Origin of the sequence: Pseudoalteromonas sp. CO348, from assembly GCF_004208845.1 — a bacterium.
Lineage (GTDB): Bacteria > Pseudomonadota > Gammaproteobacteria > Enterobacterales > Alteromonadaceae > Pseudoalteromonas > Pseudoalteromonas maricaloris.
Window position 1 is genome coordinate 169,716 of sequence record NZ_SGPI01000021.1, and the last position, 20,409, is coordinate 190,124.

Annotated in this window: 20 protein-coding genes; all 20 read right to left on the minus strand. The window is 44.2% G+C overall.

Annotated elements, in window-relative coordinates:
* Nucleotides 1-8: 8 nt before the first annotated feature.
* The 20 genes from EXT48_RS10975 to fliI all read right to left on the minus strand — a co-directional run bounded on the left by EXT48_RS10975 (nucleotide 9) and on the right by fliI (nucleotide 20,391).
* A complete protein-coding gene (locus EXT48_RS10975) occupies nucleotides 9-779 on the minus strand; it encodes a ParA family protein (RefSeq protein ID WP_010369100.1) in 771 nt (256 codons plus the stop codon).
* A 127-nt stretch (nucleotides 780-906) separates the two neighbouring features.
* On the minus strand, nucleotides 907-2,046 hold the full coding sequence (locus EXT48_RS10980; protein WP_130164485.1) for a chemotaxis response regulator protein-glutamate methylesterase: 1,140 nt from the start codon (nucleotides 2,044-2,046) through the stop codon (nucleotides 907-909).
* Between the two features lie 74 nt (nucleotides 2,047-2,120).
* A complete protein-coding gene (locus EXT48_RS10985; RefSeq protein ID WP_010369102.1) occupies nucleotides 2,121-4,352 on the minus strand; it encodes a chemotaxis protein CheA in 2,232 nt (743 codons plus the stop codon).
* A 13-nt stretch (nucleotides 4,353-4,365) separates the two neighbouring features.
* Complete coding sequence (locus EXT48_RS10990; RefSeq protein ID WP_039492497.1) at nucleotides 4,366-5,142, minus strand: protein phosphatase CheZ; 777 nt, start codon at nucleotides 5,140-5,142, stop codon at nucleotides 4,366-4,368.
* A 19-nt stretch (nucleotides 5,143-5,161) separates the two neighbouring features.
* Nucleotides 5,162-5,545 carry a chemotaxis response regulator CheY gene (cheY, locus tag EXT48_RS10995; protein ID WP_010369104.1) on the minus strand — a complete coding sequence of 128 codons (384 nt, stop codon included), beginning with the start codon at nucleotides 5,543-5,545 and terminating at the stop codon, nucleotides 5,162-5,164.
* A 42-nt stretch (nucleotides 5,546-5,587) separates the two neighbouring features.
* Nucleotides 5,588-6,322: an RNA polymerase sigma factor FliA gene (locus tag EXT48_RS11000; RefSeq protein WP_010369105.1), complete on the minus strand. Its 735-nt coding sequence runs from the start codon at nucleotides 6,320-6,322 to the stop codon at nucleotides 5,588-5,590.
* 2 nt (nucleotides 6,323-6,324) lie between these two features.
* Nucleotides 6,325-7,185, minus strand: coding sequence for a MinD/ParA family protein (locus tag EXT48_RS11005; RefSeq protein WP_010369106.1), 861 nt, complete (start codon nucleotides 7,183-7,185; stop codon nucleotides 6,325-6,327).
* Nucleotides 7,178-8,653, minus strand: coding sequence for a flagellar biosynthesis protein FlhF (gene flhF / locus EXT48_RS11010; RefSeq protein ID WP_130164486.1), 1,476 nt, complete (start codon nucleotides 8,651-8,653; stop codon nucleotides 7,178-7,180). Before flhF ends, EXT48_RS11005 begins: the two co-directional genes overlap by 8 nt.
* A 19-nt stretch (nucleotides 8,654-8,672) precedes the next feature.
* The gene (gene flhA, locus EXT48_RS11015; protein ID WP_039492505.1) at nucleotides 8,673-10,775 is read right to left on the minus strand and encodes a flagellar biosynthesis protein FlhA; all 2,103 of its coding nucleotides are present in this window, start codon (nucleotides 10,773-10,775) and stop codon (nucleotides 8,673-8,675) included.
* Between the two features lie 83 nt (nucleotides 10,776-10,858).
* Complete coding sequence (gene flhB, locus EXT48_RS11020) at nucleotides 10,859-11,989, minus strand: flagellar biosynthesis protein FlhB (protein WP_069018764.1); 1,131 nt, start codon at nucleotides 11,987-11,989, stop codon at nucleotides 10,859-10,861.
* Between the two features lie 9 nt (nucleotides 11,990-11,998).
* A complete protein-coding gene (gene fliR, locus EXT48_RS11025) occupies nucleotides 11,999-12,778 on the minus strand; it encodes a flagellar biosynthetic protein FliR (RefSeq protein ID WP_130164487.1) in 780 nt (259 codons plus the stop codon).
* Nucleotides 12,779-12,780: 2 nt separating this feature from the next.
* A complete protein-coding gene (gene fliQ, locus EXT48_RS11030; RefSeq protein ID WP_039492511.1) occupies nucleotides 12,781-13,050 on the minus strand; it encodes a flagellar biosynthesis protein FliQ in 270 nt (89 codons plus the stop codon).
* Nucleotide 13,051: 1 nt separating this feature from the next.
* Nucleotides 13,052-13,789, minus strand: a complete 738-nt coding sequence (gene fliP / locus EXT48_RS11035; protein WP_010369122.1) for a flagellar type III secretion system pore protein FliP — start codon at nucleotides 13,787-13,789, stop codon at nucleotides 13,052-13,054.
* Nucleotides 13,782-14,240: a flagellar biosynthetic protein FliO gene (fliO, locus tag EXT48_RS11040; protein ID WP_039492513.1), complete on the minus strand. Its 459-nt coding sequence runs from the start codon at nucleotides 14,238-14,240 to the stop codon at nucleotides 13,782-13,784. The genes fliP and fliO overlap by 8 nt, the downstream gene beginning before the upstream one ends.
* Nucleotides 14,240-14,638 carry a flagellar motor switch protein FliN gene (gene fliN, locus EXT48_RS11045; protein WP_010369124.1) on the minus strand — a complete coding sequence of 133 codons (399 nt, stop codon included), beginning with the start codon at nucleotides 14,636-14,638 and terminating at the stop codon, nucleotides 14,240-14,242. Before fliN ends, fliO begins: the two co-directional genes overlap by 1 nt.
* Before the next feature lie 72 nt (nucleotides 14,639-14,710).
* On the minus strand, nucleotides 14,711-15,805 hold the full coding sequence (gene fliM, locus EXT48_RS11050) for a flagellar motor switch protein FliM (protein WP_010369125.1): 1,095 nt from the start codon (nucleotides 15,803-15,805) through the stop codon (nucleotides 14,711-14,713).
* A gap of 10 nt (nucleotides 15,806-15,815) precedes the next feature.
* The gene (gene fliL / locus EXT48_RS11055) at nucleotides 15,816-16,340 is read right to left on the minus strand and encodes a flagellar basal body-associated protein FliL (RefSeq protein WP_039492515.1); all 525 of its coding nucleotides are present in this window, start codon (nucleotides 16,338-16,340) and stop codon (nucleotides 15,816-15,818) included.
* A 43-nt stretch (nucleotides 16,341-16,383) separates the two neighbouring features.
* Nucleotides 16,384-18,471, minus strand: coding sequence for a flagellar hook-length control protein FliK (locus tag EXT48_RS11060; RefSeq protein WP_130164488.1), 2,088 nt, complete (start codon nucleotides 18,469-18,471; stop codon nucleotides 16,384-16,386).
* Between the two features lie 142 nt (nucleotides 18,472-18,613).
* On the minus strand, nucleotides 18,614-19,060 hold the full coding sequence (gene fliJ, locus EXT48_RS11065) for a flagellar export protein FliJ (protein ID WP_130164489.1): 447 nt from the start codon (nucleotides 19,058-19,060) through the stop codon (nucleotides 18,614-18,616).
* Nucleotides 19,060-20,391: a flagellar protein export ATPase FliI gene (gene fliI, locus EXT48_RS11070; RefSeq protein WP_130164490.1), complete on the minus strand. Its 1,332-nt coding sequence runs from the start codon at nucleotides 20,389-20,391 to the stop codon at nucleotides 19,060-19,062. Before fliI ends, fliJ begins: the two co-directional genes overlap by 1 nt.
* Nucleotides 20,392-20,409: the final 18 nt, after the last annotated feature.

Below are 20,409 nucleotides of genomic sequence, written 5' to 3' on the forward strand. Positions count from 1 at the left end.
TATGCTCTCTAGCTTAACTGCTTCAAATAGTCCAAAAGTGCACGATAAGCGAACACGCCTCGTGATTTAGGACAAAATTGTACTGGGACTTGCTGTGCAAGACTCGCATCCCTAAATTTAGTATCTACAGGAACCACACCTGGCCAAACAGCCTCTTTGTATGTTGCTAGCAACGTTTTATACGCCTCCAACGACGCTTTGGTCCGTTTATCATACATAGTTGGAATGATAGTATATTGATACTGTTTCTGCTGTGAAGACTGCATCAGCTCCATCGTGCGCATCATTCTATCTAGTCCCTTCAATGCCAAAAATTCAGTTTGGACAGGTACTAAAATTCGCTCACTCGCTGCTAATGCGTTAACCATCAGTACCCCAAGCACTGGTGGGCAGTCTAAAATAGCATAGTCATATTGATCCGCTATTTTTTCGAGCGATTTCTTTAAGATAAGCCCCATGCCCGTTTTATTACCCATACTACGATCAAGCGTAGCAATGGCCATAGTGGCAGGCAAAATATCAAGATTCTCTATGGTTGATGGGCAAAGAGACTGTAAAATTTCTTCACTCGTCATGCTGCTGCCGCGTGCAAAAATATCATACACACTGACTTCTAACTCTTCAGAATCAATACCAAAGTAATATGTCAGTGAAGCATGTGGATCAGTATCAATAAGCAAAACTCGGTGACCCTGTTCAGCAAGAATGCCTCCTAAGCTCACCGTCGTCGTGGTTTTACCCACACCACCTTTTTGATTTGCTACTGTCCAAATTTTCACTCTATATTCCTTCGCTTATCTCTATTGATTTCGTTCAATAGATACTATACCAACTCAGTGTTATTCATTCTTTTTAGACGTTTGATATTTACAAGCTTCAAGCAAAGCAACCAAGTGATGACTTAGTCTATTGATTACCCGCTTCTTTATTAATTCTCGCAGCAAAGTCTTGTAGGGCGATACTATCCGACGAAAGTCCAGCGCCAGCTTGAGGCATACCATAAACAACACAAGTCGCTTCATCTTGCGCCCATATAGTGGCCCCTACCTGTTTTAGCATACGAGCACCATCTCGGCCATCTGCGCCCATTCCCGTTAAGACAATCGCTAACGTGTCGCCACCATAAGCTTTTGCAACACTTGCAAATGTCACATCAACGCTGGGTTTATAGGTGATCCTTGGACTATCATCTTCGAACACTTTTAGTGTCTTACTACCACCGCGATTTTCAACCAGCATTTGCTTACCGCCAGGGGCTAAATAGGCCACCCCAGGCATTAATCTATCACCTTGCTCGGCTTCCTTAACCTTAATCTGGCATAAACTATTCAATCTTGCTGCAAACGCAGGTGTAAATGCGGCCGGCATATGCTGGATAAGTAAAATTGGATGAGGAAAGTTTGCAGGCAACTGAGTTAGTATTGTTTGCAGTGCAACGGGTCCACCTGTTGATGTACCAATTGCAACCAGTCCATATTTCTTACCCGATGCTCTAGCACCCGCAGCACTAGACGTACCACCAGATACAGGCCTCTGAAAACTTCTATCCGGTTGAGGGATCGTTGCTCGTCCTGTATCAGCGCGAGTTGCTCTAGACTCGACGCGCTTTGGCGGAGTCGCAATAGTAGGGCGAGTAAAACGGCTAACGCGACGGCGGCCAATTTCCTTTACCTTATTTTGTAACGACTTAATTGCTTCTTCGCTATTACGAGCGATGTCTTCAAACTTTTTCGGTAAAAAATCTACAGCGCCCGCATCCAGTGCATCTAACGTAGCACTAGCGCCTTCACGAGTTAACGAAGAAAACATTAAGATTGGGGTCGGAGTGGCCTGCATGATCTGCTTCACCGCACTGATCCCATCAAGCACAGGCATTTCCACGTCCATCGTAATTACGTCTGGACGCAATGAAGCGGCCTTTTCAACCGCCTCCTTGCCATTAACTGCGAAATCTATAACTTTGATTTCACTGTCTTTTTCTAAAATTTCACTGACTCGACGACGAAAAAAACTAGAATCGTCTACGACTAACACTTTAACTGCCATTGGCAACGCTCTTTAATTTGCTCTACAGCAGAGCAGCAAATGCCGCTCTAGAATTCGAACTACGCCTAATAAAATTAGGCGTAGTGTTTTAATAAGTTGGGGACATCAAGGATTAGCGCAATACCACCATCAGATGTGATGGTAGCACCAGCCATACCTGGTGTACCTTGTAATAACGCATCTAGTGGTTTGATTACGACTTCCTCTTGACCTATCAGAGAATCAACCACAAAACCGACTTGTTTAGTGCCAATTTGCGCAATGACAACATGGCCTTCAGCCTTTCTCATGCCCCTGTTCGCACCTTTTACCAACCAATGTTCAAGATAAAATAACGGAATTGCTTTTTCTCTCACTATGATAGTCAACTGACCATCAACCACATTCGTTTTTGTCAAATCTAAATGGAAGATCTCGTTCACGCCGGCAAGTGGTAACGCAAACGTTTGCTCTCCAACGACCACCATCAAGGTAGGCAAAATAGCCAGTGTAAGCGGTACCTTAATCTCTAATACGGTACCAACACCCAATTCTGATTGGATATTTACCGAGCCATTCAATTGAGTGATCTTCGTTTTAACAACGTCCATCCCAACACCACGACCAGAAATGTCTGAAATTTGCTCTTTTGTTGAGAACCCTGGTGCGAAGATCAAATTATAGGCTTCAGTATCGGACAGTCGGCTTGCTTGATCGGAGTCAATCACGCCTTTATTTATAGCAATCTTTTTGAGCTTTTCAGGGTCCATACCGGCACCATCATCTCGAATCGTGAGAAGAATGTGATCTCCCTCTTGAGATGCTGACAATGTGACTGTACCCATTCTTGGTTTGCCAGACGCTTCACGTACGTCAGGCATTTCAATACCGTGATCTACTGAGTTTCTCACTAAGTGGACCAGTGGATCTGCAAGCGCTTCAACCAAATTTTTATCTAAATCCGTCTCTTCGCCCTGTAAAACTAGGTTGATTTCTTTTTTCAAGCTGCGAGCAAGGTCTCTCACTACTCGAGGAAAGCGACCAAATACCTTTTTGATTGGCTGCATCCGCGTTTTCATCACGGCGCCCTGCAAATCAGCAGTGACTACATCAAGGTTCGAAATAGCTTTACCCATGCTTTCGCTGTTGGTGTTATTCGCTAAGCTAACCAAACGGTTACGAACCAATACTAATTCGCCAACCATATTCATGATTTCATCAAGACGTTTAGTATCAACTCGGACCGTGGTCTCAGCTTGTGCCGCAGGTTTCTTCGCAGCGGCTGGTGTGGAAGCTTTTGCAGCCTCGGGCTCTTTTTGCGGTGCTGGTGCTGGAGTCGCAGGCTTAGCTTCAACTTTGGGCGCAGGCTTTGGCGCAGGTTTCGGCGCTGGCGCGGCTTTAACAGGCTCTGGTTGCGCAGGTTTAGTCTCTGAAACCTCTACTGGCGATTCATCGACCGCTTTAGGTGCACTGCCTTTACCATGAAGCTCGTCCAACAAAGCTTCAAACTCATCGTCGGTAATTTCTTCGTCGCCAGTAGACCCACTTGGGGCTGCTGGTGAGGTTGATTTAGCCTTAGGTTCACTCGCTTCTGGGGCAACAGCATCTTCTGCATTTGGTGCTCCACCGAATTTACCAACACCATGAAGTTCATCTAAGAGGTTATCGAATTCGTCATCAGTGATATCACCATCATCTGTGGTTGATACAGCTTCAGGTTTAGTTGCCGGAGCAACAGCAGGCGCATTACCCGAACCGTGTAATTCATCTAAAAGATTTTCAAATTCTTCTTCTGTTATCTCATCGATGCTGGAGCCGCTATCATCGCCTGAACCAACATCGGCGTCGAATAAAATATCATCAGCACTTAAATCTGGCACCACAGGTTCTGGCTCAGAAGTAGGTTCGTCAATCACTTCACTGACTTCGTCTTCAGATGCAGGCTGGCTAAGTTTGTGGAGTGTTTCAAGCAACACAGGGTCGGCCGCTTCTGGTTCCTCACGGTTTTGAATACAAGCGAACATTTCGTTGATCGTATCCAAAGATTGCAAAATAACATCCATCAGTTCGGAAGTTACTTTTCGTTGCCCTTGTCGTAGTACATCAAACACGTTTTCCGCACCGTGACAGGCATCGACCAGTTCGGTCATACCTAGGAAGCCAGCCCCACCTTTTACGGTATGGAAGCCACGGAAAATCGCATTGAGAAGTTCTTTATCTTCAGGATTATTTTCTAGTTCAACAAGCTGTTCAGATAACAGTTCTAATATTTCGCCTGCTTCAACAAGAAAGTCCTGCAAGATATCTTCATCGACTTCAAAGCTCATACACACTCTCCAACTAGAAGCCTAAACTAGATAGCAAGTCATCGACTTCGTCTTGACCAGAAACCACGTCATCTCGCGATTCAGCGTCAATAATTGGACCTTCAGGTCCAGACAATTCATCACTGATAGTCTCGGTTGTTTTTATTTCGTTTTCATTCGCTTTCACAGCAGTTGAAGGCGCTTCATCTGAAGTACCAAAAACAGTCAGGAGGTGAATGAGACTATCTTCTACTTCTCTCACAAGCTCAATGACGCGCCGAATAACCTGCCCAGTCAAATCCTGATAGTCCTGAGCCATCAGCACATTAGTCATTAAACCTTGTAATTCGTCTGTACGTGTCTTTGAAGTCTGCATAAAGCTGTCGAGATCATGACACAGAGATTTAAACTCACCGAGTTGAATGTCTCTGCTCATCAATCGATCCCAAGTGGGCTTTATTTGCGCTAACTCATCCGCTAGGTTCTGCGCAAGAGGTAAGCTTTCTTCGACCGCGTCCATCGTTTTGTTAGCAGCGCTTTCTGTCATTTCCATAACATAATTAAGACGCTGCTTGGCGTCAGGAATAGCCTCTGTCGTGAGATCTGCGAGGCGAGTATCCAGCTCAAAGTTCTTCAAGGACTCGTGTAATTGGCGAGTCAGCTTTCCGACTTCTGCAAATAACTCCGATTGCTCTTTGTTAGCAGCTTCTAAAATCAGCTGGTCAGCTTTTTCTTGTTCACCTTGCTCTAGAAGCTCAACAAGTTGCTTAGCTTGTTCAAGTGTAATTTGAGGCGCAGCATTTACAGACATAGGCCATATCCCCTTGCTGTTAGCCTAGTCGCTCAAATACTTTTTCAAGCTTAGTTTTGAGCGTACCTGCAGTAAACGGTTTAACAATATATCCGTTCACCCCAGCTTGCGCTGCTGCAACAATTTGTTCTTTTTTCGCTTCTGCGGTAACCATCAACACTGGAATGTGCTTAAGCTTTTCATCTGCGCGTATTGCACGAAGCAAATCAATACCTTGCATGCCCGGCATATTCCAATCAGTTACTACAAAGTCAAACTCCTGATTTTGTAGCATCGGAAGTGCTGTACTACCATCATCAGCTTCTTGAACATTGGTAAAGCCTAAATCTCTTAATAGGTTTTTGATTATTCTTCTCATAGTAGAGAAATCATCAACCACGAGAATCTTCATGTTCTTATCCAAAACTTCCTCCAGTGAGGTTCGAACCCAACTATTTTATGTACTCTAATTTATCCAGTCATTGATTTTAGCTTTAAGCTTTATCATTGCCTGACCGTGAATTTGGCTTACTCGAGATTCACTGACATCAAGGATGGCACCAATCTCTTTTAAATTCATTTCGTCGTTATAGTAAAGTGATAAAACCAGAGCATCCCTTTCGGGTAACGCTTTGATAGCATTTACTAAAGACTCGTTAAAACGTTCATTTTTAACGTTATTAAACGGTTTGTCTAGCGCAAAATCGCTGTTTGCTGGGGTTATCACGTCTTCATCAACCCCAAGATCCTCAATACCGATGACTTTACTTGCATTTACATCATGTAAAATATGATGGTACTCATCTAGAGATATATCAAGTTTTTCAGCGATTTCAGTGTCTTTTGGTTCTCGACCAAGGAGAGATTCTAACTCGGAGATAGCTTCTGCAACCATTCTGCTATTTTTGTGAACAGAACGAGGCGCCCAATCACCACGACGGATTTCATCCAGCATTGCGCCTCGAATACGGATCCCCGCAAAGGTTTCGAAACTAGCGCCTTTAGTTGCATCGAAATTTTTAGATGCTTCAATCAATCCAATCATACCTGACTGGATCAGATCGTCGAGTTGCACACTTGCCGGAAGTCGAGCAATCAGGTGGCATGCCACTTTTTTGACAAGTGGAGCATGCCGTTCAACCACCTTATGAATGTGGTCTGAAGTTTGATATCCCGCAGCTCTATTGACCGGAGAAGCCATAATCACCCGTTTACAAGTTGTTCAATGAAAAATTCTAGATGACCAGAAGGTTGATGCGGAATTGGCCATTTAACTGCCTTAGCAGCTAGTCCCTTAATCGCAATCGCCGCAGGGGAACTCGGAAATAAATCCACGATAGCTCTTTGTCTGCGAGAAGATTTACGCATGTTTTCGTCAAACGGTACGGTGGCCACTAATTCCAGTGCTACATCAAGAAAACGGTCTGTAACTTTTGAAAGTTTAGCAAATAATTCTTGCCCTTCACGCATACTGCGGACCATGTTGGCAACAATTTTAAAACGATAGACACCATGCTCTCTGCTCAAAACTTTGATCAACGCGTAAGCATCTGTAATGGAAGTCGGTTCATCACACACCACAACCATCACATCTTGTGCAGCTCGAGAGAAGCTCAGAACCATATCTGAGATACCGGCTGCGGTATCAACAATTAAAACATCAAATTGCGTGTTAAGCTCGCTAAATGCACGAATAAGTCCTGCATGCTCTGCGGGAGTCAGCTCTACCATACTTTGAGAGCCTGAGGTCGCCGGTACAATTTTAATTCCAGCGGGACCTTCTACGAGAATCTCATCTAGTTCACATTCACCCGACAACACGTGCGACAGGTTTTTTTCTACCCTTAGACCTAACATCACATCACAGTTTGCCAAGCCCAAGTCCGCATCTAAAACGAGAACTCGCTGTCCTTGTTGGCCCATAGCGATGGCAGTATTGAGCGAGACGTTGGTTTTACCCACCCCACCTTTTCCACCGGTCACGGCTATTACTTTTACACCCTGGTTGCTATTTTGACTCATTCTACGCAGGCCACTTGCTTGATCTAAAACTGTGTTAATCATACATTCCTACTGACTCTGACGCTACAGGTACACGTCGAGAGTGCTGTGCTTTTATTCTTTTTAAATACAATTGCTCAGCCTTTTTTACTAGCTTTTGAGCATTTGCTACGCGAATGTCTTCTGGCACTCGCTGACCGTTGGTAAGATACCCTATTGGCAAGCGATTTTGAATCGCTATGCTAATTATCTCACCTAAACTTAGACTTTCATCAAGTTTTGTGAAAATACAGCCACTTAAATTTACTTTTTTGAAGTGTCTTACTGTTTCTTGTAACACATTCATCTGTGCTGTCGCACTTAATACTAAATAGCTGCGAATATCTACTCTCGCGCTACGCATAAGTGTATTTAACTGTTCAGTTAAGCGCAAATCTCTTTGACTCATTCCCGCCGTATCTATTAATACTAGACGCTTATTGCGTAAATGATAAAGCACTTCTGCAAGTTCATTTGCATCTTTAACTTGCTTAACCGGACAACCAATGATTCTACCATAGGTAGCTAACTGCTCGTAAGCGCCTATTCTGTAGGTATCAGTCGTTATTAACGCCACTTTATCTGCACCGTATTTTTGTGCACCTAATGCCGCTAATTTTGCAACCGTTGTGGTTTTACCAACACCAGTTGGACCCACCATCGCAAATACTCCACCTTGACGAAGAATATCATTGTTAGTGGTGTGCATTTGGTTGATCACCATATTTAACAATGCATTCCAGGCTTCTTTACGAGAAACATCATCAGGGATAAAGCATGCCATTTGCTCAGCAACGTCTTTGTCTATGCCCATTCCTTCCAGACGATCTACAAGACACGCACGGGTTGGGTCGCGACGAGCCATTTCTTGTTTCATCAGACCCGATACTTGATGTTCAAGTAATTGACGAATAGCGTTCATTTCTTCGCGCATTGCACTCATTTCGTCAGGCTTGGCATTTAACTCAGGTAAATCATCACCAAAACCGTTGTCTAACTCATCCGACTCGCCCCAATGCTGTGGCTGCTCAAATGCATCATCATCAAAGTCAAAAGATTGGCGACGAGCTTGCTGTGGCTTCGCTTGGTGCGTCGGTGCAGCAGTTTGTGTTTTACGTTGGCTGCTTAACATTTGCTCTGTATCTATCCCCGACTGGGAGAACATAGAAGCAAGTTCTGGTGAGCGTGGGCGCGGTGCCTGACGCTCTAGCAATGCCGCTAAGCTATCGGCAACTTGCGCTTGTTTTGCTGGCTGTGCTTGGCGAGGCTCTGGACGGACAAAGCGGGTCGGAGCCTCGTTTGAGGCAGTCGCACGGGCAGCTGGAGCTTGCTTAACAGGTGCAGCAGCACGGTCATTGTCAACTGCTGCGACGATTTCAACACCATCTGCTAACTTTTTGTTAGACATAATGACAGCATCTGCACCAAGCTCTTCTTTTACTTCATTTAAAGCCGTACGCATATCTTTTGCGAAGAAACGTTTAATTTTCATGTTACAGCCCCTTTATCCTCTATTGTCCAACCGAGCTCACTATCTTAATTTGTCTTTCTTCCGGCACTTCTTGATATGACATCACTCTAAGACCTGGAATTGTATGTTTAACAAATCGAGATAACACACTTCTTAACATACCTGAGGTTAATAAGATGGACGGTTCCCCTAGCATTTCTTGGTTGTGATGTGCTTCTCTTAATGATTCTTGAAGCCTCTCAGCCAAGCCAGGTTCAATACCTGCCCCCTCATCACCTGCGTTCTGAAGTGACTGATGCAACATCTGTTCCAACTCAGGCGCCAATGTTATGACAGGAATTTCTTCTTCGCTTCCAACGGCATCTTGAACAATCAATCTACGTAATGAAATTCTTACCGCAGCCGTTAATACATCAGGGTCTTGGCTACGTGGTCCGTACTCAACTAAGGTTTGTACAATCGAGCGCATATCTCGAATTGCAACGCCCTCATTAAGCAGATTTTGTAGCACTTTTACCACGGTAGTGAGCGGTAAAATATCAGGTACTAAGCCTTCTACTAATCTAGGGTGACTTTTCGCAAGCATATCTAATAGATTTTGTACCTCTTCATGACCAAGTAATAGTGACGCATTATTCGTTAATAATTGACTAATATGTGTTGCCACCACAGTTGCAGCATCTACTACTGTATAGCCAAGTGAATGCGCCTCATCTTTTTGGTCTGGCTTAATCCATACTGCATCTAGGCCAAATGCAGGATCTTTAGTCTCTATGCCTTTAATCGGCCCAAACACCTGCCCTGGGTTAATTGCGAGCTCATCGCCATGCTTCAACTCACCGGTTCCTGAGCCAACTCCCATTAAAGTAATATTGTATGCATTTGGATCTAATTCTAGGTTATCGCGGATATGTACCGGCGGTACTAAAAAGCCCAGTTCCTGAGATAGCTTTTTACGCACCCCTTTAATACGACTGAGAAGTTCCCCGCCTTGGGCTTGGTCAACTAGAGGAATTAGGCGATAACCTACCTCTAAACCAATCACATCAACAGGTTGTACATCATCCCAACCAAGCTCTTTTTGATCTTGTTGATGGCCTCCTTTGGCGGCAGGCCCTTTGGCAGCTTGTTCCGCCTTTTCAATCTCCGCCTTTTTCTTTTGCTGACTTGTGTAATAGGCTATATAGCCAAGTAATACGCCTAATCCTAAGAAGGCAACATGTGGCATGCCTGGAACGAGTCCCATGGTGATCAAAATGCCTGACGCGATAGCCAGCGACTTTTCATTACCCAGTTGGTTTTTAAACTGATCGCCCATGTTGTGCGATTCATTTTGACGCGTTACGACAATTGCAGTGCCAATTGAGAGTAAAAGAGAAGGAATTTGCGCGACCAGACCGTCACCGATTGTCAGCATGGTATATACTTCCATCGCGTGACCAAAGCTTAAATCATGCTGGATCATCCCAACGAAAAGGCCACCTATTATATTAATGGCAAGGATCACGATACCTGCAATAGCATCACCTTTAACGAATTTACTTGCACCGTCCATTGAACCGTAAAAGTCAGCTTCTCGAGTCACTTCTTCACGACGAGCCCGGGCGTCATCTGCAGAGATAAAACCGGCATTTAAGTCCGCATCAATGGCCATTTGCTTACCCGGCATAGCATCAAGGGTGAAACGCGCAGACACCTCAGAAATACGACCTGCACCTTTGGTAATTACAACAAAGTTAATAATAATAAGGATAAGAAATACAACTAAACCGACGGCGTAGTTACCACCAATAACAACACTACCAAAGGCTTCGATCACCTTACCTGCCGCATCACCACCATTATGACCTTCAAGTAATACGACGCGAGTACTCGCTACGTTTAGTGCCAATCGCATGATAGTCGCGATCAGTAGTACCGCCGGAAACATACCAAATTCAAGTGGCTTCAAGGTATAAACAGTCACCAATAGCACCACAAGTGCCAATGCAATGTTGAAGGAAAATAGAATATCAAGCAAAAAAGGAGGTAGCGGCAGAATAACCATGCCAAGTGCTGCAAGCACCAACAATGGAGTACCCACACCTTTAGCATATTCTTTTTTATCTCGATTGAGTTGTTGTAAAACTGCTTTAAATTCCATAACTTAACACAAGCAAAAAATTGACACATAGCAACAAATGCAATATGCGTTCCAATTAATAGCTTATTTTTATGAGAGCAATTTTAATGCTTCAAATCGTCTGGGATTGGTAAATCTCGAGTAAGTGCAACGGGTCTTTTCCCTTTGCCCTTTTGAAAACGATTCAGCTGAAATACATAAGCAAGTACCTGTGCAACCGCAGTAAACAATTGTTCAGGGATTTGATCACCTACTTCTGTGGTGTGATAAAGTGAACGAGTCAATACGGGTGACTCCACAATCGGCACTTCATTTCCTTTGGCTATTTTCCTAATTTGCATCGCAAGTTCATCAACCCCTTTTGCAATAACTATAGGCGCTCCCGCTCGTTCAGTGTCGTATTTAAGCGCAACCGAATAGTGAGTAGGGTTGGTCACAACAACATCTGCATCTGGTACATCTTGCATCATACGTCGTTGCGACATTTCTCTTTGTGTTCGACGGATCCGCGCTTTTATCTGAGGGTCACCTTCTGAGTTTTTGTATTCATCCTTGACTTCTTGCAGCGTCATTTTTAGCTGCTTATGGTGATTATAACTTTGATAAGGGGCATCAATCGCTGAAATAATGATCATAGTGCAACTAAGTGCTAAGAACATCCACGCAATGATTTCTAACGCATGCTCTATACTCGATGGGATTTGCTCAATACTCAAGTGTAATATTTCGTTAAAATACATATTGATAAGCAAGATTGCAAAGCCAGCTACTAATACAAACTTAAGAACGGACTTCAATAACTCTATGGCCGCTTGCGGGCCTAACATTCGCTTCAATCCCTTCATTGGGGACATTTTACTTGCTTTTGGAGCGGCTGCCTGCCAAGAAAAGTTAAAGCCCCCGAGTAACGTATTCCCCACTATTCCTGCAATTGCGATGATAAAAACAAACATGGCCATTGGAAATAGCAGTTCAGCAGCAATATCTCCCCACACAGCAAACATCTTGGTTGTGTCGTAGGTTTCATTCCGATTAAGCGACAACATTCGCCCCATAACATTGTAGAGCGCCTTCCCAATTCCAGGCCCATACAAAAGTAGAGCTATTGCAGAAAACAATAACACAAACGTCGTGCCGAGTTCTTTTGAACGGGCTATTTGGCCCTTCTTCCTAGCATCGTCTATTTTCTTGGAGGTGGGTTCTTCGGTGCGTTCTTGACCGGAATCTTCTGCCATTTCAGACTCCTATACCGTGCAACCAATTAGATCGCACATCAGCTCTGTCATTTTGAGCCATTGAAATTCAAATTGTGCTAAAAAATTACCCAATGTCGCCCAAATAATGGTAAGCCCTGCAACTAAGGTAAAAGCAAACCCCACAGAGAAAATGTTCATTTGAGGCGCGGCTCGAGTCATAATCCCAAATGAGATATTGATAATCAACATTGCAGTTAACGGAGCTAATGCAAGTGCAAGAGCCGTAGAGAACATCCATCCCCCCCAATTAACTATTCGCCAAAAATTGTCTACCGCCCACCAGTTCCCTGCAATGGGAAAGCTTTCAAAACTATACACAACCATTTGGATCATCATCAGATGGCCGTTATAAACAAAAAACAGTAATGTCGCTAATATTAAATAGAACTGACCGACAGCAGGTACACTCAACCCATTGGCCGGATCTACAACAGATGCGAAACCAAGGCCGGTTTGCATAGCAAGGATTTGACCCGCAATGATAAAAGTATTCAGAAGTAGCAATGAACCAAACCCAATAGCTACCCCAGTGACCATTTCTTGAATAACAACTAAAATCATCGAAAAGGAGAACAAATCGATAAATTCTGATTTGGGCAAAACGGGGACCACGGCAAAAGTGACGACCACGGCGAGTGCAAACTTAATTCGGGCAGGTACACTCTGTGCCCCAAGCCCCGCCATTACCATCATCATTGAACTTATCCGCACCAGTGGAAGTAAAAAATCACTTAGCCACTGCATGATTACCGCAAAGGTGAACTCCATGATTAGCCTGCAATTTCAGGGATGCGCATCACCAAAGAGGTAAAATAGTCCATTAGTTCTTGAGTGAGCCAATGGCCGCCAATGATCAGCGCAAGGATAGTAATAATGAGACGAGGTAAAAAGCTTAATGTTTGTTCATTAATCGATGTTGCTGCTTGAAACACAGCAACAACTAAACCAACTAGAAGCCCAGGTACTACAATCGCCGCCACCAGCTTGATGACTAAAAACAATGCATCACTTAAGATATCAACAAAGACTTCTGGTTCCACATTACACCCCCAATCCGAAGCTTCTGGCCAGTGTACCCATGACCAAACTCCAACCATCGACGAGCACAAAAAGCATAATCTTAAACGGCAAGGAAACTATCATTGGAGATAACATCATCATACCCATGGCCATCAAGACACTGGCTACGACTAAGTCGACTATCAAAAATGGAATAAAGAACATAAAGCCGATAATAAAAGCCGTTTGCAGCTCGGATGTAACGAAAGCCGGAATAATAACGATAAACGGCGTGTCTTCAGGGCTATCAAGCTTGTCATAACCCGCTATCTTGGCAAAGGTTTCAAGGTCTTTAATTCGAGTTTGTGACAGCATAAAGGCTTTCATCGGTTCTTTAGCACGTTCAAGTGCTTGGATTGACGTGATTTCTTCCTTTATGTACGGCTGCACCGCCTCATCATTTATCTGCGAAAATATGGGTGCCATTATAAACAACGTCAAAAACAACGATAAACCGAGTAAAATTTGATTCGATGGCGACTGCTGCAGACCAATCGCCTGTCTCAAAATCGCAAGCACAACAATTATTCGAGTAAACGAAGTCATCATGATAACAGCTGCTGGAATAAAACTCAGCGCTGTCATAATGGCGAGTACTTGAAGTGTCACTGAGTACTCTTGAGAGCCATCAGGGTTTGTTGTAACGTTTATTGCTTCTATCCCTTCTGCAGAAGCTACCCCAGAAAACAGTAATAAACAGAGTATCAGCAATCTAATCATGACTTTTCTTATTATGGTTATTGGCTACTCGCCCTTTGCCCGCTAAAAACTTTTGTAACTCATTTGCAAATGGTGTTCGGCTAACATCATCTAACGGTGTTTCCAACTGGTATAAGTAGTTGATATTATTTGGTGTTACTCCAAGCAAATGCTGCTTTTCATCCAATTCGATAACCAGCAAACGTTCTTTCGTACCGAGCGATATACTGCGGATCACCTTAAAGTCTTTCTGGTTTACAATATTGGGATTTAAACGTTTTAAAACGAACGCTAAGCCTAAAATAAGTAGGATCACCAACATCAGAGACAACCCCATGGAAAGTAGCTCTGAGCTTAACCCCGCGGTACCTGCCCCTACAGAAGATTTAGGTACTGTCTCTGAGGTTGTTGCAGTGACAGCCCGTGTATAAAAAGCGATGCCAAACACTGCTAAAGACCAACCCCAGCGCATTAACGTAGCTTTTTAATACGCTCAACCTGACTAATGACGTCCGTTAAGCGAATACCAAACTTGTCGTTTACTACAACCACTTCACCGTGCGCTATCAATGTGCCATTAACAAGCACATCTAACGGTTCACCGGCCACGCGATCAAGCTCAACAACAGAACCCTGATTTAGCTGGAGTAAATTACGAATATTAATTTTAGAACGGCCAACTTCCATAGAAATGGTGACTGGAATGTCTAAAATGGTATCGAGTTTACGTTTTTCATCTGACGATAATGCAGGCGCTGAATCTTTGAGTTCATCTAACTCTGCAACTTCTGGCTCACTGCCACCTTCGGCACCTTCGGCTTCAGCGAGTGCTGCTGCCCATTCGTCCATAGTATCTTGATCATCGCTCATTGGATTACTACCTGATTAAGTTAATTTGTTGTCCATAATTAGTCTCACGATTTTGCCTATACAAGTCCGCGACTACCAATCTAAATCTACACCTTCGGAAAGATGTAGATCTTCTTCTAATTCTGCCAGTTCAGCATCAGAATCGAGCTTTTTACCACCTTTGGTAAATACATGAAGCTCAGACTTAACTGATTCTGGACGTTTAATTTTTTCACTGATCTGTAACGCGACATTGTCACGAGAACGGCCCATTTTTGCTCTAAACGTTGGCAATTCCTCAATAAAAACCGTTACATGTTCTGGCATTTCGACAGGAATAACATCACCAGCTTGAAGCTTCATTATTTGCTCAAGCGATAAGTCAACTTCCAGTAGCTGGGAAGAAATCTCAACTTCTACATCCATAATCTCATCACGAAGCGCCTTACTCCAACGCAGATCGGTATCTTCAGTATCTGATTGAACACCAGCATCGAGTAACTCTCGAATAGGTTCCAACATAGAGTAAGGCAGTGAAATATGGAAATCGCCCCCTCCACCGTCTAACTCGATGTGAAAAGAGCTAATCACCACCACTTCTGTCGGTGACACAATATTAGCCATCGCTGGGTTCACCTCTGAGTCGAGGTATTCAAATGACACATCCATCACCGGCGCCCAGGCTTCTTTGTAATCTTCAAAGATGATTTTAAGGAGCATCTGCACGATACGACGTTCCGTTGGTGTAAACTCACGCCCCTCTATCTTGGCATGATAACGACCATCCCCACCAAAAAAGTTGTCTACAAGAATAAAGACCAGACGCGCTTCCATGGTTATCAGGCCAGTACCTTTTAGCGGTCTAAAGCGCACCATATTCAAGCTGGTAGGAACGAATAGAGTATGGATATATTCGCCAAATTTCAGCATTTGTACGCCATTGATAGAGACCTCAGCGGTGCGGCGCATCATGTTGAAAAGGCTGATCCGCATATGGCGGGCAAATCGTTCATTTACGATTTCAAGCGTCGGCATTCGCCCACGCACAATTCTATCTTGAGACGAAAAGTCATACTGTAAGGCACCTGCACCTTCGCCGTCACCACCGTCGCCGATTTCGTCTTCTTCGACCTCATCTACACCATGGAGTAGCGCATCAATTTCGTCTTGGGATAATAAATCGCTCACAAATACTACCTTATTGCATTACAAAGCCAGTAAACAACACACGTTCGATTACTTTGCTACCTTCAACCCCTTCCATCGCAGCTTGGACTTTATCTAGCGCCGTTAAGCGCAAAGTTTCTTTACCTGCACTCGTGCTTAGCTCATCAGCCGTAGTCGTTGAAAACACGCTCAGTAAAGTACCTTCAATCAAGGGAATATGCTTCTTTGCTACTTCTTCATTAACATCACCGCGAACCAACAGCTGAACTTTAATTTGCACGATTCTATCGCGACTGGCACCTGGCACATTAAAAACAAAAGGGCGAGGCATAGCAACGTACAGTGCGCTCCCCATTTGCGCAGCGCTACCTTGCTCCGCTTTAACTTCGCTTGCTGTTGTTTCTTCCGCAAGGGATTCTTCTGGTGCGTCTGAGCCTGAAAATAAGAAAAACCCTGCGACACCGCCGAGTACCAATACCGCCGCGGCAATAATGATAATCAGCTTTTTCTTAGAACCACCCGTTTCTTCTATTTCTAAGTCGGTTTCTTCAGCCATAGCAAGCCCTTATGATCTTTATTAATTACAATAATAGCAGGTGTTAGGCATAGTAATCTATTGCAGAATCAGTATTTCTCTGTTGCGGCGATTGTGAATTATCAGAAACCCCCGATTCATCACCTAAAGTTTGCTGTCCACTCGTATTGCCACCAGCAGTTTGCGACTCTGATTCAGTATTTCCACCTTGCTGATGTGATATTTGGCTGTCACCCAGCTCAATACCCTGCTCAGCTAACATTTCTCTTAGTCTTGGAAGTGATTGCTCTAACAACTCTTTAGCTTGCTGATTTTGCACCACAATATTCACTTGAGCCTGCTCTGCATCGCTTTTTATCCGAATTTGCATCGCCCCTAGCTCTGGCGGGTCTAAGCGAATTTCAGCTTCTTTATTGTTAAGATTAAGCATCAGCCCTACCCGTTGATGAAGCTCTTTAGCGGCATCTTGACGCGCTATGTTAATCGCCTGTTGAAGATTAGCATCTGTTGCTTGTTTTGTCTGTGTTGTACTTTGGTTTGTTGGCTGAGACTGTTGAATTTGCTGAACTTCTTTCAATGTTTGGTTTAGTGAGCTTGTGTCTTGCGATGCACTTACAGGGCTTGCTTCAGGCTTGGCTGGAATTGGTATCGCTGTTGCGGTATTGGCCGATTGACGCTCATTTTTGACAGCCTCTTTCGCGATGCTTGCTTCCGCTTGCATCAGCTTACTATTTTCTTTATCAACTACCTTTTCACTTATTTGTTTTTCTAAGTTCTGTTTTTCTGAACTCTGCTTCTCTGCAGCCAACTTTTCATCGCTAGTCAATTTATTTACAGCTATATTTTTTTCAGCACGTTCACCCTCTTTAACTGCCACAGCCTGCTGCTCACTATTGTTAGACTTTTCTTGCGTGCTATTTACATTAAAAGACGCTTGAGTAGTATTTTTAACATCTGTAGCAGCTTCTTGCGGCGTGTTTGTTGAAGTTTGTGTTACGACAGAGGATGGCACAAATGCTTTAAACGGCTGTACATTTGCGATATCAACACCTTTACCAATTAACTGAGCTACGGCTTTTTGTACACTTGGTGACGCATCGTAAATATCCAGCTTACCAGCCATCACGGCTTTTAATTCTTGTTGTTGCTGTACGGTCAACTTTTCTACCATGGTTTGCACATCTGTAGTGCTTTTTGTACTTACTGCGTTTTTGTCTTTCGCAGTTTGTGTACTAGCCTCAGAGACGATTTGCTTTGTCTCTGATTGCTTAGCTTCAGATGAGGAAACCGATTGAGCAAGCTCTGATTTCTTAGCGGCTAAGAGTTCTTTCAGTTGCGCGGTTTCAGACTCATCTTCAACTTGAGTCCCAACTGACTTATCAGCACCTAGATCCCGCTTTTCTACGTTTGTATTGGTAACCAAGGCTTGAGTGCCAGTATCCTTTTGCAACTTAGGCTGTAATATTTGCTCTTCAGTCTCTGCGCTGTCGTTTCTTAACGAAGGTTTAGCAACCTCACCGTCTGCGTCTTGACTATCCAAAGAAACGGTTGGTTGTAGCAAAGTATTTGTTTTAGTGCCGGCGTTTTCAGTTTGGCCTTTCTCCCCTCGAATGAGTTTACTTGCTTCGTCTTGTAGCGGCTCCTGAGATGGCGCACTATCGCTAGCTACAACCTCTTCATCAGTCAAAGAAGCATTGCCCAATGCTTCTTTGACTGATTGCGCAATTGCTGTTGGGGATTGGCTCAATGAAGTGCTCTGCTGTTTTGCAGCGTTGATCTGAGCATACAAGTCATTATCCGGGAGATCAGGAAGCGGTTTGTCCACAACTACCTGACCTTTGTCAGTGTAGCTAACAGTAGAAGTTGGTACTTCCCCTTGCTGCTTAGAAGAAGAGGCTTGTGCTTTACTATCTGCCTGCGGAGCATCATCTGATGCGACTTCGCTATCTATTGGCGCATCCAGATCTAAGGTTACAGGATCTGCAGATTCTTTTACCTGCTTACTTGCACTCTCTTGTTCCGCTAGCTCAGCCATTAAAGCACTAAACCCAGAGCCGCCCTCAGAACCCTCAGCATCCATATCTTGGGATTTTTCTTTAATATCAACCTCGTTACTGCCTCGTTGCAGCATGGATGCAAGCATTAGATTCATCTTAAAGCTACCTCATAAAGTGGCAATGTCCTGCCGTTGTAATACACCGTTAAAAACCAACACTATGAATATTAGTGACTTTTACGAGTGAACTACCTAAATAATAAAACGCTAATTATTACGAAGCATATTTCGAGCCAACTTACCAAGCACGCTCTCTTCGTACAAACTGATTCGTTGCAAACTCATCAAGCATCTTTTGCTCTGCTTTGGCAAGACGAGTTTGCTTCGCGAGGGCTTGCTTCTCGATAAGCTTTTCAATTGCCTTCGTTTTAGCCTGTTGCGCTAGCCATAGCTTGCGACGTTGTTCAACCACCTGCTTCGCGGTGTTGACCGTTTTTGCTTGCTGATCAATTGCCTGCTCAATCTTATTAATAAAGTTATGATATTGATTGAATCCGCCACTAGACAGACCAACTTGTGCTTTAGTATGAAGCTGCATGCTGTATTCCAGACGAAAATCGTTTAGTCCCGATAACCGTTGTTGGTTTGTTGCTAAGTGCTGCTGGGCTTGAACAAAGTTCGCTCGAAGGCTATCTTCTTTGTCTTTTTCTAGCTTAAGCAATAAAGTCAGTTTGTTATTTGCCATTATGCTTGTCCTAGTAGCTTAGCGAGGCCTTGTAAACACTCGTCATAATTGATCACGTCTTTCATGCCTTGCTGAAGGAAGTTATTCATCGCAGGCATCATATTTATCGCCTGATCTAACATCTGATCACTGCCACGTTGATAAGCACCTAAGGTGATCATGTCTTTATTTTGCTGGTACATTGAATAGACTTGTTTGAGCACTCTGGCTTGCTGCATATGTGCCTCTGATACCACTTGAGGCATGACTCGACTAATGGACTTTTCAATATCTATCGCTGGATAATGACCACTATCGGCAAGCTCTCGTGATAACACAATATGACCATCCAAAATAGCTCGAGCAGCATCGGCAATGGGGTCTTGCATATCATCACCTTCACTCAATACCGTAAAGAATGCGGTAATTGAGCCTTGTCCTTCACCACCATTACCTGCGCGCTCAACCAATGCTGGGAGCTTTGCAAACACGGAAGGCGGATATCCTTTTGTGGCTGGCGGCTCACCAACCGCAAGCGCTATCTCACGCTGTGCCATGGCATAACGCGTCACCGAATCCAGTAATAACAGTACGTTTAATCCTTGATCGCGGAAATACTCCGCAATAGTCACTGCACTCTCACAGCCTTTTAAGCGCATCAGCGGTGAGGCATCGGCGGGAGCGGCAACCACGACGGAGCGGCGTCTACCCTCGACGCCCAAAATCTCATCAATAAATTCTTTCACCTCACGACCGCGTTCACCGACCAAGCCAACGACGATAACATCCGCCTCACTGCCTCGTGTCATCATGCCAAGCAGTACCGATTTACCCACACCACTCCCTGCAAACAGACCCATACGTTGGCCTTGACCCACTGTCACGATCGAATTTATCGCGCGTACACCTACGTCCATTGGTGAGTCGATTGGACGCCTTGCAAGTGGGTTAATGGGCGCTGCGGCAAATTTCAGATGCTTCTCAGCGTCAATGGCTCCAAGGCCATCTAGTGGCCTACCAAGTCCGTCAACCACGCGGCCAAGTAGACCCATTCCGACAGGTAATCCAGCATCCTTAACTTTTGGGATCACTCGCGCTCCAGGAAGGACGCCTGTAATATGATCGTTTGGCATAAGGTAAAGCGTTTCTTGATTGAAACCGATGACTTCTGCATCAATAAAACCGCCCAGTGTCTCGATTTTACATTGGCTGCCGACGGGAGCACTTAGCCCCCTAGCTTCAAGGGTGAGGCCAACCACACGGGTGAGGCTGCCTGCAACCGCAACCCCATATGGTTTAATAAATTTCTGATACTTACTGATGCGCTCGCTCATAGCAGCAGATGTCGACATGTTCGCAATTACCTTAGG

Excerpts from the sequence above, each read along its gene's own strand:
- EXT48_RS10980 (WP_130164485.1), bottom strand. The coding sequence starts at position 2,046 with ATGGCAGTTAAAGTGTTAGTCGTAGACGATTCTAGTTTTTTTCGTCGT.
- EXT48_RS10985 (WP_010369102.1), bottom strand. The coding sequence starts at position 4,352 with ATGAGCTTTGAAGTCGATGAAGATATCTTGCAGGACTTTCTTGTTGAA.
- EXT48_RS10990 (WP_039492497.1), bottom strand. The coding sequence starts at position 5,142 with ATGTCTGTAAATGCTGCGCCTCAAATTACACTTGAACAAGCTAAGCAA.
- EXT48_RS11000 (WP_010369105.1), bottom strand. The coding sequence starts at position 6,322 with ATGGCTTCTCCGGTCAATAGAGCTGCGGGATATCAAACTTCAGACCAC.
- EXT48_RS11005 (WP_010369106.1), bottom strand. The coding sequence starts at position 7,185 with ATGATTAACACAGTTTTAGATCAAGCAAGTGGCCTGCGTAGAATGAGT.
- flhF (WP_130164486.1), bottom strand. The coding sequence starts at position 8,653 with ATGAAAATTAAACGTTTCTTCGCAAAAGATATGCGTACGGCTTTAAAT.
- flhA (WP_039492505.1), bottom strand. The coding sequence starts at position 10,775 with ATGGAATTTAAAGCAGTTTTACAACAACTCAATCGAGATAAAAAAGAA.
- flhB (WP_069018764.1), bottom strand. The coding sequence starts at position 11,989 with ATGGCAGAAGATTCCGGTCAAGAACGCACCGAAGAACCCACCTCCAAG.
- fliR (WP_130164487.1), bottom strand. The coding sequence starts at position 12,778 with ATGGAGTTCACCTTTGCGGTAATCATGCAGTGGCTAAGTGATTTTTTA.
- fliP (WP_010369122.1), bottom strand. The coding sequence starts at position 13,789 with ATGATTAGATTGCTGATACTCTGTTTATTACTGTTTTCTGGGGTAGCT.
- fliO (WP_039492513.1), bottom strand. The coding sequence starts at position 14,240 with ATGCGCTGGGGTTGGTCTTTAGCAGTGTTTGGCATCGCTTTTTATACA.
- fliN (WP_010369124.1), bottom strand. The coding sequence starts at position 14,638 with ATGAGCGATGATCAAGATACTATGGACGAATGGGCAGCAGCACTCGCT.
- fliL (WP_039492515.1), bottom strand. The coding sequence starts at position 16,340 with ATGGCTGAAGAAACCGACTTAGAAATAGAAGAAACGGGTGGTTCTAAG.
- EXT48_RS11060 (WP_130164488.1), bottom strand. The coding sequence starts at position 18,471 with ATGAATCTAATGCTTGCATCCATGCTGCAACGAGGCAGTAACGAGGTT.
- fliJ (WP_130164489.1), bottom strand. The coding sequence starts at position 19,060 with ATGGCAAATAACAAACTGACTTTATTGCTTAAGCTAGAAAAAGACAAA.
- fliI (WP_130164490.1), bottom strand. The coding sequence starts at position 20,391 with ATGTCGACATCTGCTGCTATGAGCGAGCGCATCAGTAAGTATCAGAAA.